Raw genomic sequence first — 208 nt, forward strand, 5'->3', positions numbered from 1 at the left:
AAAAGATCCGAACTTTGTTGGTTCAATGTGCCAGGGTATTCATACAAAAACTGGAACACCAGTCTGGCAAATTGGCCGATTGGGTCAGGGATTTACTGTGCCGGAAAAGCAACTTTGTCGTCACTTGTGCTCTGGCAAATAAGCTGGCCAGAATAGCCTGGGCCCTAACGGCACGACAGCAAACTTATGTAGCATAACGGCAGAAATA

General features: G+C 46.6%; 1 pseudogene. It reads left to right on the plus strand.

Going from position 1 to position 208, the window contains the following annotated elements:
* A pseudogene (locus HX884_RS26980) lies at positions 1 to 197 on the plus strand (IS110 family transposase); the annotation flags it as partial.
* Positions 198 to 208 lie beyond the last annotated feature (11 nt).

The organism is Enterobacter sp. SECR19-1250 (genome assembly GCF_013391025.1).
GTDB lineage: Bacteria > Pseudomonadota > Gammaproteobacteria > Enterobacterales > Enterobacteriaceae > Enterobacter > Enterobacter cloacae.